Annotated in this window: 11 protein-coding genes; 8 read left to right on the top strand and 3 right to left on the bottom strand. The window is 71.3% G+C overall.

Translation table 11 applies throughout. The features are described 5' to 3' along the window. Positions 1-17: 17 nt before the first annotated feature. From scy to ACFRKB_RS26445, 6 genes are all read left to right on the top strand, one after another. On the top strand, positions 18-3,737 hold the full coding sequence (gene scy, locus ACFRKB_RS26420) for a polarized growth protein Scy (protein WP_383108928.1): 3,720 nt from the start codon (positions 18-20) through the stop codon (positions 3,735-3,737). Positions 3,738-3,889: 152 nt separating this feature from the next. Further along, entirely contained in the window at positions 3,890-4,828 is a 939-nt protein-coding gene (locus ACFRKB_RS26425; protein ID WP_383108929.1) for a coiled-coil domain-containing protein, read from the top strand. A 109-nt stretch (positions 4,829-4,937) separates the two neighbouring features. Beyond that, the gene (locus ACFRKB_RS26430; protein ID WP_383108931.1) at positions 4,938-5,924 is read left to right on the top strand and encodes an ABC transporter ATP-binding protein; all 987 of its coding nucleotides are present in this window, start codon (positions 4,938-4,940) and stop codon (positions 5,922-5,924) included. Position 5,925: 1 nt separating this feature from the next. Beyond that, a complete protein-coding gene (locus ACFRKB_RS26435) occupies positions 5,926-6,705 on the top strand; it encodes an ABC transporter permease subunit (RefSeq protein ID WP_383108932.1) in 780 nt (259 codons plus the stop codon). Positions 6,706-6,886: 181 nt separating this feature from the next. Next, on the top strand, positions 6,887-8,077 hold the full coding sequence (locus tag ACFRKB_RS26440; protein WP_383108933.1) for an ABC transporter ATP-binding protein: 1,191 nt from the start codon (positions 6,887-6,889) through the stop codon (positions 8,075-8,077). Then, entirely contained in the window at positions 8,074-8,949 is an 876-nt protein-coding gene (locus tag ACFRKB_RS26445) for an ABC transporter permease subunit (RefSeq protein WP_383108934.1), read from the top strand. Before ACFRKB_RS26440 ends, ACFRKB_RS26445 begins: the two co-directional genes overlap by 4 nt. 34 nt (positions 8,950-8,983) lie before the next feature. On the opposite strand, the gene ACFRKB_RS26450 is transcribed toward ACFRKB_RS26445, so the two are convergent. After that, complete coding sequence (locus tag ACFRKB_RS26450) at positions 8,984-9,313, bottom strand: ATP/GTP-binding protein (RefSeq protein WP_365975128.1); 330 nt, start codon at positions 9,311-9,313, stop codon at positions 8,984-8,986. Positions 9,314-9,523: 210 nt separating this feature from the next. Between ACFRKB_RS26450 and ACFRKB_RS26455 the strand changes: the two genes are divergently transcribed. Then, positions 9,524-10,552: an LLM class flavin-dependent oxidoreductase gene (locus ACFRKB_RS26455; protein ID WP_383108936.1), complete on the top strand. Its 1,029-nt coding sequence runs from the start codon at positions 9,524-9,526 to the stop codon at positions 10,550-10,552. Positions 10,553-10,615: 63 nt separating this feature from the next. On the opposite strand, the gene ACFRKB_RS26460 is transcribed toward ACFRKB_RS26455, so the two are convergent. Beyond that, positions 10,616-11,008 carry an SCO5389 family protein gene (locus ACFRKB_RS26460; protein ID WP_030351971.1) on the bottom strand — a complete coding sequence of 131 codons (393 nt, stop codon included), beginning with the start codon at positions 11,006-11,008 and terminating at the stop codon, positions 10,616-10,618. Between the two features lie 212 nt (positions 11,009-11,220). On the opposite strand from ACFRKB_RS26460, the gene nucS reads away from it, so the two are divergent. Beyond that, a complete protein-coding gene (gene nucS / locus ACFRKB_RS26465; RefSeq protein ID WP_365975130.1) occupies positions 11,221-11,892 on the top strand; it encodes an endonuclease NucS in 672 nt (223 codons plus the stop codon). 29 nt (positions 11,893-11,921) lie between these two features. Here nucS and ACFRKB_RS26470 read toward each other — a convergent pair whose 3' ends face one another. Next, entirely contained in the window at positions 11,922-12,593 is a 672-nt protein-coding gene (locus tag ACFRKB_RS26470) for a TetR/AcrR family transcriptional regulator (protein ID WP_383108937.1), read from the bottom strand. Between the last annotated feature and the right edge of the window lie 12 nt (positions 12,594-12,605).

Raw genomic sequence — 12,605 nt, forward strand, 5'->3', positions numbered from 1 at the left:
ACGGATGGGACCGCGCAGTGCGGGGCTACGAACGCCAGGAGAGCCACCGAGCTGACGACGACCACCTCTCGCGGTTCGAAGCCGAGATGGACCGGCTGAAGACCGCGCGGGAGAAGGCCGTCCAGCACGCCGAGGACCTCGGTTACCAGGTCGAGGTCTTGCGCGCCAAGCTCCACGAGGCACGCCGTACGCTGGCGACCCGTCCCTCGTCGTACGACAGCGGGGACCTCGGCTATCAGGCCGAACAGCACCTGCGCAACGCCCAGATGCAGGCGGAGCAGATGCGCGCGGACGCCGAGCGCGAGCTGCGGGACGCGCGCGCCCAGACGCAGCGCATCCTCCAGGAGCACGCCGAGCACCAGGCCAGGCTCCAGGCCGAGCTGCACGCCGAGGCCGTCCAGCGCAGGCAGCGGCTCGACCAGGAGCTGGCGGAGCGCCGGCAGACCGTCGAGTCGCATGTCAACGAGAACGTCGCCTGGGCCGAACAGCTGCGCGCCCGTACCGAGTCCCAGGCCCGGCGGCTGCTCGACGAGTCCCGCGGCGAGGCCGAGCAGTCCCTGGCCGCCGCCCGCGCGGAGGCCGCCCGGGTCACCGAGGAGGCACGGCGGCGGCTGGGCGCGGAGTCCGAGACGGCCCGCTCGGAAGCGGAAGCGATCCTGCTGCGGGCCCGCAGGGACGCCGAGCGGCTGCTGAACGCCGCCTCCTCGCAGGCGCAGGAGGCCACCACCCACGCCGAGCAGCTGCGTACGTCCACGACCGCCGAGACCGACCAGGCCCGCCAGCAGGCCGCCGAGCTGGGCCGCGCGGCCGAGCAGCGGATGCAGGAGGCGCAGGAGCGGCTTCGGGAGGCCCGCGCCGAGGCGGAGAAGGTCGCCGCGGAGGCCAAGGAGACCGCGGTCAAGCGGCTGGCCGCCGCCGAGTCGCAGAACGAGCAGCGCACGCGTACCGCCAAGTCGGAGATCGCGCGGCTGGTCGGTGAGGCGACGAAGGAGGCCGAGGCGACCAAGGCCGAGGCCGAGCAGGCGCTCGCCGACGCCCGCGCGGAGGCCGAGAAGCTGGTCGCGGAGGCCGCCGAGAAGGCCCGTACGGTCGCCGCCGAGGACACCGCGGCCCAGTTGGCCAAGGCGGCCCGTACCGCCGAAGAGGTGCTGACCAAGGCGTCGGACGACGCGAAGGCCACCACCAAGTCCGCGAGCGAGGAGGCCGAGCGGATCCGCCGCGAGGCCGAGGCCGAGGCGGACCGGCTGCGCGGTGAGGCGGCCGAGCAGGCCGACCAGCTCAAGGGCGCGGCCAAGGACGACACCAAGGAGTACCGCGCCAAGACGGTCGAGCTCCAGGAGGAGGCGCGCCGGCTGCGCGGCGAGGCCGAGCAGCTGCGGTCCGAGGCGGTCGCGGAGGGCGAGCGGATCCGCGGCGAGGCCCGTCGTGAGGCCGTCCAGCAGATCGAGGAGGCGGCCAGGTCCGCCGAGGAACTGCTGACCAAGGCCAAGGCGGACGCCGACGAGCTGCGCTCCGGCGCCACCACCGACAGCGAGCGGGTACGCACCGAAGCCATCGAGCGCGCCACGACGCTGCGCCGGCAGGCCGAGGAGACCCTGGAGCGCGCCCGTGCCGAGGCCGACCGGCTGCGCGCCGAGGGCGAGGAGCAGGCCGAGGCCACCAGGACCGCCGCCGAGCAGGCCGCGGCCGAACTGCGCGAGGAGACCGAGCGGGGCGTCGAGTCCCGTAAGACCGAGGCCGCCGACGAGCTGACGCGGCTGCACACGGAGGCGGAGCAGCGGCTGTCCTCCGCCGAGGAGACGCTCACCGACGCCCGCGCGGAGGGCGAGCGGATCCGGCGGGAGGCCGCCGAGGAGACCGACCGGCTGCGCGCCGAGGCCGCCGAGCGGATCCGTACGCTCCAGGCGCAGGCCGAGCGGGAGGCGGAGCGGCTGCGTGACGAGGCCGCCGCCGACGCCTCGCAGTCCCGCGCCGAGGCGGAGACCGCGGCCGTACGGCTGCGCTCCGAGGCCGCCACGGAGGCGGAGCGGCTCAAGACCGAGGCGCAGGAGACCGCCGACCGGATCAGGGCCGAGGCCGCCGCCGCGGCCGAGCGGGTGGGCACCGAGGCCGCCGAGGCGCTGGCCGCCGCGCAGGAGGAGGCGACCCGCCGCCGCCGCGAGGCCGAGCAGACGCTGACGGCCGCCCGCGCGGAGGCGGACCAGGAGCGCGAGCGCGCCCGCGAGCAGAGCGAGGAACTGCTCGCCTCGGCGCGCAACCGGGTCGAGGAGGCCCAGACCGAGGCACAGCGGCTGGTCTCGGAGGCGGACTACCGCGCCACGGAACTGGTGGCCGCCGCCGAACAGACCGCCCAGCAGGTACGGGACTCCGTCGCCGGTCTCCAGGACCAGGCCGAGCAGGAGATCACCGGGCTGCGGGCCGCCGCCGAGCACGCGGCGGAGCGGACGAGGACGGAGGCGCAGGAGGAGGCCGACCGGGTACGCGCGGACGCGTACGCGGAGCGGGAGCGCGCCGCCGAGGACGCGAACCGGATCCGGACGCGGGCCCAGGAGGAGGCGGACGCCGCGCAGGGGCTCGCCGAGCGCACGGTCGGCGAGGCGATCGCGGAGGCGGAGCGGCTGCGTGCCGACACCGCCGAGTACGCGCAGCGGGTACGGACCGAGGCGTCGGACTCCCTCGCCTCGGCGGAGCAGGACGCGGCCCGCACCCGGGCCGCGGCGCGCGAGGACGCCAACCGGATGCGCGGCGACGCCGCGGGCCAGGCCGACCGGCTCGTCGGCGAGGCCACCAGCGAGACCGAGCGGATGCGCGCGGAGGCCGCCGAGACGGTGGGTGCCGCGCAGCAGGCCGCCGAGCGGCTGCGGGCCGAGGCCGAGCAGTTCAAGCGGGAGACCGAGGCCACCGCGGAACGGCTCAGGAACGACGCCCAGGAGGAGACGGACTGGCTCCTGGACGAGGCGCGCAAGGACGCTGCCAAGCGCCGCTCGGACGCCGCAGAACAGGCCGACCAGCTCATCAACAAGGCTCAGGAAGAGGCGCTTCGGGCCGCCACCGAGGCCGAGACGCAGGCCGATACGATGGTGGGGGCCGCCCGCAAGGAGGCGGGCCGTATCACCGCGGAGGCGACCGTCGAGGGCAACTCCCTGGTGGAGAGGGCCCGTACGGACGCGGACGAACTGCTCATCGGTGCCCGCCGGGACGCGACGGCCGTCCGGGACCGGGCCGAGGAGCTGCGTGTGCGCGTCGAGGGCGAGATCGAGCAACTGCACGAGCGGGCCAGGCGCGAGACGTCCGAGCAGCTGAGAACAGCGGGAGAGCGCGTCGACAATCTGATGAAGGCGGCCAACGAGCAGCGCGCGGAGGCCAACACGAAGGCCAAGGAGCTGGTGGCCGAGGCCAATTCGGAGGCGAGCAAGGTCAGGATCGCCGCCGTGAAGAAGGCCGAGGGGCTGCTCAAGGAAGCCGAGCTGAAGAAGGCCGAACTCATCAGGGAAGCCGAGAAGTTGCGTGCGGACGCCGCCCAGCAGGCCAAACAGACGGTCGACGACGGCAAGCGCGAACTCGATGTGCTGGTCCGCAGACGGGAGGACATCCAGGCCGAGATCTCCCGTGTTCAGGACGTGCTCGAAGCGCTGGAGTCGTTCGAGGCACCTGCCGTGCCCGCGAAGGACAACCCCGTCAAGGCGGGGGCGGCGGCGGGGACCACTCGTTCGAGTGGAAAATCTTCCGACAGCTAGTGCCGTGACGCGGCCGACATGGCCGTGAGGCGCACTTGCCACTCAAAAGGCTGGACATTCTCCATATCAAACCTGCATCAGCTCGATGACACGCCGCTTAGGCCCCTAGGATTCCCCCTATCACCTCACCGGTCTCATTCGACAGGAACCCCATGAGCGACACTTCCTCCCCATTCGGCTTCGAGCTCGTGCGGCGTGGTTACGACCGCGGTCAGGTGGACGACCGCATTACCAAACTCGTCGCCGACCGTGACAGTGCCCTTGGCCGCATCACCTCGCTGGAAAAGCGCATCGAGGAGCTCCACCTCGAAACGCAGAACGCCCAGGCCCAGGTCAGCGACGCGGAGCCGTCGTACGCCGGCCTCGGCGCCCGCGTCGAGAAGATCCTCCGCCTCGCCGAGGAGGAGGCGAAGGACCTGCGCGAGGAGGCCCGCCGCGCGGCCGAACAGCACCGCGAGCTGGCCGAGTCGGCGGCGCAGCAGGTGCGCAACGACGCCGAGTCGTTCGCCTCGGAGCGCAAGGCCAAGGCCGAGGACGAGGGCGTCCGTATCGTCGAGAAGGCGAAGGGCGACGCCGCGTCGCTGCGCTCGGAGGCGCAGAAGGACGCGCAGTCCAAGCGCGAGGAGGCCGACGCGCTCTTCGAGGAGACCCGCGCCAAGGCCGCCCAGGCCGCCGCGGACTTCGAGACGAACCTCGCCAAGCGGCGTGAGCAGTCGGAGCGCGATCTGGCGTCGCGTCAGGCGAAGGCCGAGAAGCGGCTGGCCGAGATCGAGCACCGCGCCGAGCAGCTGCGGCTGGAGGCCGAGAAGCTGCGTACGGACGCGGAGCGCCGGGCGCGTCAGACCGTCGAGACGGCCCAGCGTCAGTCCGAGGACATCGTGGCGGACGCGAACGCCAAGGCCGACCGGATCCGCAGCGAGTCGGAGCGCGAGCTGGCGGCGCTCACCAACCGCCGCGACTCGATCAACGCCCAGCTGACCAACGTCCGCGAGATGCTGGCCACGCTGACCGGTGCCGCGGTGGCCGCCGCCGGCACCCCGGCCGACGACGAGCCGATCTCGCGCGGCGTCCCGGCCCAGCAGTCCCGCTGACCCAGGGCGACCGCCCGGCCGGAGACCGCATTCCGACCGGACAACGATCGCGCAACGCCCCTCGCCACTCCGGTGGCGGGGGGCGTTGCGCCGCCTTAGGTTGGTCCGCATGATCGAGGTGCAGGCGCTCACCAAACGCTTCGGCCGCAAGGTGGCGGTCGATCAGCTCTCCTTCCGGGTGAGACCGGGATTGGTGACGGGCTTTCTGGGCCCCAACGGCGCGGGCAAGTCGACCACGATGCGGATGATGCTCGATCTGGACAACCCGACCAGCGGTTCGGTACGCATCGACGGCAGGCACTACCGCGAGCTGGCGGAGCCGCTCAAGCACATCGGGGCGCTGCTGGAGGCCGGGGCGATGCACGGCGGGCGCACCGCGTACAACAATCTCCTCTGTCTGGCGCAGAGCAATCGCATCCCGGCGAGCCGGGTGACCGAGGTGCTGGACATGGTGGGGCTGAGCGCCGTCGCGAAGAAGAAGCCGAAAGGTTTCTCCCTCGGAATGGGGCAGCGTCTCGGGATCGCCACGGCGCTTCTGGGCGATCCCGAGATCCTGATGTTCGACGAACCGGTGAATGGTCTGGACCCCGAAGGCATCCACTGGGTACGCAATCTGATGAAGGCTCTGGCCCGCGAGGGGCGCACGGTCTTCGTCTCCAGCCATCTGATGAGCGAAATGGCGCTGACCGCCGACCATTTGATCGTGATCGGCCAGGGCAGGCTGCTGGCGAACACCTCGATGGCCGACTTCATCCGGGAGAACTCCCGCGGTTACGCGCGGCTGCGCTCGCCGGAGCGCGCGCGGCTCGAAGAGACCCTGCGCGACGCGGGGTTCACCGTGGTCGAGGGGGAGGGCGGCGTCCTGGAGATCGACGGGGCGTCCACCGAGGAGCTGGGGGAACTGGCCGCGCGGCACGGGATCGTGCTGCACGAGCTCAGTTCCGAGCGCGCCTCGCTCGAAGAGGCGTTCATGCGGATGACGGCGGAGTCCGTGGAGTATCACGCCCACGCGGGGCCCGGCGGCGGACCGGAGCCGGCGGGCCCGCGCTGGGGCGTGCAGCGGCGGGGCGACGACCGGCGGGGCGAGGGGGTCTGACATGGCATCGGTACCGGCCGTCCTCCAGTCGGAGTGGACCAAGATCCGTACGGTCTCCTCCACGACCTGGACCCTGATCAGCGCCCTGGTGGTGACGGTGACCCTGGGCGCCGCGCTGTCCGCGGTGCTGAACTCCCAGTTCGGGGACCTCTCCCCGGAGGAGCGGGCCACCTTCGACCCGACGTACACCAGCTTCTCGGGGATGGTCCTCGGCCAGCTGGCGATGGTGGTCTTCGGGGTGCTGGTGATCGGCTCCGAGTACACCTCGGGCATGATCCGTACCTCGCTGGCCGCCGTACCCCGGCGCGGCACGTTCCTCTTCTGCAAGATCCTGGTGGCCGGGGTGCTGGCGCTGGTGGTCGCGGTGCTGACCGGATTCCTCGCGTTCTTCGTGGGGCAGGCGCTGCTCGGCGAGCACGGTACGACCCTCGGCGAGCCGAACGTGCTGCGCGCCGTGATCGGCAGCGGGCTCTACATGACGCTGATCGCGCTCTTCTCGATGGGGGTCGCGGCGATGCTGCGCAGCTCGATCCTCTCGCTCGGCATCCTGATGCCGTTCTTCTTCCTGGTCTCGCAGATCCTGGCGGCGGTCCCCGGCACCAAGGAGGTGGCCCGCTACTTCCCCGACCAGGCCGGCCGCCAGATCACCCAGGTCGTCCCGAACGCGCTGAACACCAGCCCGGCCCCCTACGGGCCATGGGCCGGTCTCGGGATCATGGCCCTGTGGGTGCTGGCGGCGCTGGCGGGCGGCTACGCGGTCATGAAAAAGCGGGACGCGTAGGCTCGTCCCGGGGGAGACGGCTCCCCCGGGACGTCCCGTACGAGGGAATCACCCGGCGACGCCCCGTCGTAACGACTTGGCTGGAACCGTCAAGGCACCGATATTGTCGTAACTCTTACGGGGGCATGAGGTCAGGTTCGGCCGCTGCCCCGACGACCTGACCTGTCGATGGGGCTGGAGAATGATCGAGGCAGTCGGCCTGACGAAGCGCTACGGCGCCAAGACGGCCGTGTACAACCTTTCCTTCCAGGTACGGCCCGGATACGTCACCGGGTTCCTGGGCCCCAACGGTTCCGGCAAGTCGACGACGATGCGGATGATCCTCGGGCTGGACCGGCCCACCGCGGGCCAGGTACGGGTCGGCGGGCATCCCTTCCGGCAGCTGCCGAACGCTCCGCGCCAGGTGGGCGCGCTGCTCGACGCCAAGGCGGTGCACGGCGGGCGCAGCGCGCGCAATCATCTGCTGTCGCTGGCCCAGCTCTCCGGGATCCCGGCCACGCGGGTCGACGAGGTGCTCGGGGTCGTCGGCCTCCAGGATGTGGCCAAGAAGCGCTCCAAGGGCTTCTCGCTCGGTATGGGGCAGCGGCTCGGGATCGCGGCGGCGCTGCTCGGCGACCCGCAGGTGCTGCTGTTCGACGAGCCGGTGAACGGGCTCGACCCCGAGGGCATCCTCTGGGTCCGGAATCTGATGAAGCAGCTGGCCTCCGAGGGCCGTACCGTCTTCGTCTCGTCCCATCTGATGAGCGAGATGGCGGTGACCGCCGACCATCTGATCGTGATCGGACGCGGTCAGCTGCTCGCCGATATGACGATCAAGGATTTCATTTCCGCCAACTCCGCGGACTTCGCTCGCGTGCGTACTCCGGAGACCGATCCGCAGCGCCGCGAGAAGCTGACCACGGCGCTCGCCGAGGCGGGCGGCCAGGTGCTGTCCGAGCCGGACGGGGCGCTGCGCGTCACGGGGCTGCCGCTGCCGAGGATCAGTGATCTGGCGCACGAGGCGGAGGTACGGCTCTGGGAGCTCTCACCGCACCAGGCCTCGCTGGAGGAGGCGTACATGCGGATGACCCAGAGCGCCGTGGACTACCGTTCGACGGCCGACGCGCTGGCCGGCTTCGAGCCGCCGTACCAGCCCGGCTACGGGCCCCCGCAGGGCTCCGGGGCACCCGTCGTCCCGGAGGTGCCGCAGCAGGGCTGGTACGCCCCGCCGCCGCCCGGTGCCAACCCGTACGCGGGCGCTCCCCCGGCCTCGGCGCCGGCGGCTCCCGTACCCGCGTCCGCGCCGCCGGCCGCTCCCGCGGCGCCGCCCGCTCCCGCGCCGGCGCCCGCCGCAGACATGACGAAGAGCGACAGCAACGAGGACGCCCGATGACGACCCCGTACCAGCAGCCTCCGCAGCACCAGGCGCCGCAGCAGGCCCCCCAGTGGCAGGGCGGCCCCGCGGCCGGCTACACCTCGCCGATCCCGGTCCGGCGGGCCCATCTCGGCGACGCCCTGGCCTCCGAGTGGACGAAGCTCCGTTCCGTACGGTCCACGATGTGGACCCTCGGCGTCATGATCGTGCTGATGCTGGGCATCGGGCTGCTCACCGCCGTGGTGATCTCCAGCGTCGACAGCGATCCGGCGATCCCCAGCGGCCAGGAAGTGCTCTCCCTCGGCTTCTTCGGTGTGCTGCTCGGCTCGATGTGTGTGATCACGCTGGGCGTGCTGACGATCGCCTCCGAGTACGGCACGGGCATGATCCGTACGACCCTCACCGCCTGCCCGAGCCGGGGCCGGGTGCTGGTGGCCAAGTCACTGGTCTTCTTCCTGCTGGTCTTCGTGATCTCGATGGTGATCACGATGACCGTGTCGGCGCTCCAGCTCTCGATCCTGGGCGCGCAGTCGCCCGACGGCGGGTCCTGGCTGCGGGCGACGGCCGGGGTCAGCCTCTATCTGGCGACGCTCGGGCTGCTCTCGCTGGCGATCGGCGCGCTGATCCGGCACTCCGCCGGGGCGATCACCATCATGATCGGTGTGGTACTGCTGCCGCTGGTGCTGGCGATGTTCATGTTCTCGGACTCGCTCACGAAACTGCGCGAGTTCATGTTCGACTACTCGATCCCGAACCAGATGGCGGCGTTCTACAGCGAGGAGGTCCGGGTCTCCGGGCCGTCGGGGTGGGAGCCGCTGTGGATCCTGCTGGGCGTGACGGCGGTCGCGATGGCGGCGGCGTTCTTCGCGCTCGACAAGCGCGACGTCTGATCCGTCCCGCCTTCCGCCGGTGACCGGCGTCCGGTCAGTACTTCGGCGCGTTACGGGACCGCTGCACCCGCGAGGTGCGGCGGTCCTTCGCGTTCCAGCACGCCTGGTGCCAGTGGCGCCGGTCCTCGACACCGCCGTACTCCGGCCAGGCCACCACATGCGGCACCGCGCCGGGGATCTCCTGGTCGCAGCCGGGGCAGCGGTAACGCTTGCCCTCGGCGCTCGCTCCGGCGACATGGCGCACCGACCAGTTCTCGCCCTGCCAGGACTCCGACCGCTGGAAGCCGCCGTACCGGTCCCCCGCCTCGCCTGCTCGCTCGGTCGGATTCTCGCCGCCTCGGGGGCGGTTGCGGCGCGGGGACACAGGACACCTCACGGGGCAGACAGCACAGTTCTGTTCCAGCCTACGACCCGCGCCACGGGGTACACGCCCCTCGCGGCGTGAGTCCGCCACGCGCACCGGCGGCACTGACCGGACAATCGCAAGAATTTCCAGAGCGGGCCGTGCCTTTGGCACGTGTCAGACGTTGTTGCCCGTAGGGGAGTCGCGTCGGCCGCAAGGAGGCAGAAGGCGATGCGTGTTGGAGCTTTTGCACTGGCCGCCCAGTTCCCGGGCCAGGGACAGGGGGAGGCGCTGCACCGTGCGGTGCGTACCACGGAGATGGCGGAGGAGTCCGGGCTCGACTCGGTCTGGCTCGCCGAGCACCACTTCGTGCCGTACGGCGTCTGTCCGTCGGCCGTCACCCTGGCCGGCGTCCTGCTCGGCCGTACCCGCAACATCCGGGTGGGAACGGCGGTCAGCGTGTTGCCGAACGTGCATCCGGTGGCGCTCGGCGAGCAGGCGGCACTGCTGCATCTCGTCTCCGGCGGCCGGTTCACGCTCGGTGTGGGGCGCGGCGGGCCCTGGGTCGATCTGGAGGTCTTCGGCACCGGTCTGCGGGCGTACGAGGAGGACTTCCCGGAATCCCTCGCCCTGTTGCTGCGCTGGCTGCGCGAGCCGCGCGTAGGGGCGTCGGGGGAATGTTTCCGGTTCCGCGAGGTCCCCGTCGTACCGCGCCCCGACGAACTGACCGAACCGGGCACGGGTCCCGAGACGGTCATGGCCTGCACCTCCCCCAAGAGCGTCAAGCTGGCCGCCGAGCACGGCCTGCCGATGCTGCTCGGCATGCACTGCGGCGACGAGGAGAAGGCGGAGATGGTCGCCCAGTGGCGAACGCACGCGCGCGCGGCGGGCCGTACGGCCGACGAGATCGCCGGCGCGGCGCATGTGTCGGCCGGGGTGGCGCAGATCGCCGACGGCCGCGCGGAGGCGACCGAGACGCTCGTCAAGGCGATGCCCGGCTGGCTGCGCCAGGGTCTCGGCGCCCATGTCACGGTGGACGGAAGAATCCGCGCGATGCGGGACCCGGTGGAGTACACCGAACTGCTCTGCGGTCTCCATCCGGTGGGCCCGCCCCGGCTGGCCGCGGACCGGCTGGCGGCCACGGCGGAACGCACCGGCATCACCCGCTTCGCCCTGCTGGTGGAGGGCTCGGGCGATCTGGCGACGACGGAGGAGAACGTACGGCGGCTGGGCGCGGACGTACTGCCCCAACTCCACTGAGCGGCGACGCTGCCGCTCCGACACCATGCCACCGGACACGGTGCGGAGCGGCAGCACGATGCGTCAGCAGTCCCGGAGTTCGGGTGACTGGTTGAGCAGCTGGGCCCTCACCGAGGTGAAGCGGGCCAGCCGCTCGTCGACCGAGGAGTCCAGCGGGAACACAGCGACACGGTGGCAGTTCTGGAATGCGAGACGCACCCCGAAGTGCCGCTGCAGCGCACCGCGAATGGCATCACTCGCGAGCGCGCGCAGCAGCTGACCACGTGCTTGCTCGTCCGGCGGGGGCGTCTGGTTGTCGGCGAACTGTCCACCGTCCACCTTCAGCTGTGCCACCAGAGAACTGATCATCTCCCATGCGTAGGGCAGGGAGGTCCGGACGCAGTCGACGAAAGCCGCTTCGTCGACCTCGCCTCGCTCGGCCTGATCCAACAGCGCCGGTGAGACGTCGAGCGACATGGGTTCTCCTCTCGCGACCCCGGGAGGCGGGGCCTTACGGGCAGGGAAGGAGGCGACGACGACGCAGCGTGCACGACCGGCGACCTCCTGCATCCACGTTATGCGCGCTGTCCGGAGCACACCAGCAGAATGGGAACACAACCGGCCAACAACGAACGGGGCTTCCGGGGCGAATCGCGCGCGGTGGCGGCAGTCGAGTAGCGTTGCCGACCATGCGTCTCGTCATTGCCCGCTGCTCCGTCGACTACGCGGGCCGGCTCACCGCCCACCTGCCCTCCGCACCCCGTCTCATCCTGGTCAAGGCCGACGGAAGTGTGTCGATCCACGCCGATGACCGGGCGTACAAACCCCTCAACTGGATGTCACCGCCCTGCACGCTGAAGGAAGGCGCCGACGCGGACGCCGGTGTGTGGACCGTCGTGAACAAGGCGGGCGAAAAATTGATCATCACCATGGAGGAGGTCCTCCACGATTCCTCGCACGAACTGGGCGTCGATCCCGGCCTCATCAAAGACGGCGTAGAAGCACACCTTCAGGAGCTGCTGGCCGACCGGATCGAGACGTTGGGCGAGGGCTACACGCTGATCCGCCGCGAGTACCCGACGGCGATCGGGCCGGTGGACATCCTGTGCCGGGACGCGGACGGCGTGACGGTGGCGGTGGAGATCAAGCGGCGCGGCGAGATCGACGGCGTGGAACAGCTGACGCGCTACCTGGAGCTGCTGAACCGGGATCCCCATCTGGCACCGGTGCGGGGGGTGTTCGCGGCGCAGGAGATCAAACCGCAGGCGCGGGTGCTGGCGACGGACCGGGGTATTGGGTGCGTGGTGCTGGACTATGACGGGCTGAGGGGCATCGAGGACGACAAGCTGCGCTTGTTCTGACGGGTCGCCTGCGGGCCCGGGCGCTCGGCCTATGCCGCGCCCGGGTCCGCCTTCATGTCCGTCGTCAGGTCGTCGAGTTCGGCCGCGTAGAGCAGCGCGGGGTCGAACCCCATCCCCTTGAAGTGGCCCGCGAGTTCGAGGGACAGGGTGCCGTGCAGCCGGGTCCAGAAGGTCAGGGCCCGGTGGAGGGTGGCGGAGGGGGCCGGGTGGTCGCCCGCCCAGTGCCGGTGGTCTTCGAGGTGCGTGGCGAACGGCGTTGCGGGGCGGTCCGAGGGCAGCGCCGTGCAGGCGTCGAGCAGGGTCGCCATGATCTCGGCGGAGATGGCGGTGATGTCGTCGGGCGCGTGGTAGCCGGGGACCGGTGTGCCGTAGATGAGGAAGTACCGGTGGGGGTCGGCCAGCGCCCATACGCGCAGGGCGTGCGCCAGCCCGGCCACGTCGGCGCCCGAGTCATGGGCCGCGCGGAAGGTGTCGGCGAGGCTTCGGTACGCGTCTCTGATGAGCTCGGTGATCAGCTCGTCGCGGCCGGCGAAGTACCGGTAGAGCGCGGGGCCGCTCATGCCCATCTGTTTGGCGATCGCGTTGAGGGAGAGCGCTGACGCGCCTGCCGTGGCGATCTGCTCCCACGCGCGCTCCTTGACCTCCGCGCGCACCTGACCGCGGTAGCGCTCACGCGGGGTCTTCGTGCCCGGTTCAGCCATGGCCTGCCGCCT

Source organism: Streptomyces scopuliridis, assembly GCF_042790125.1.
In the GTDB taxonomy this organism is placed as follows: Bacteria; Actinomycetota; Actinomycetes; order Streptomycetales; family Streptomycetaceae; genus Streptomyces; species Streptomyces scopuliridis_A.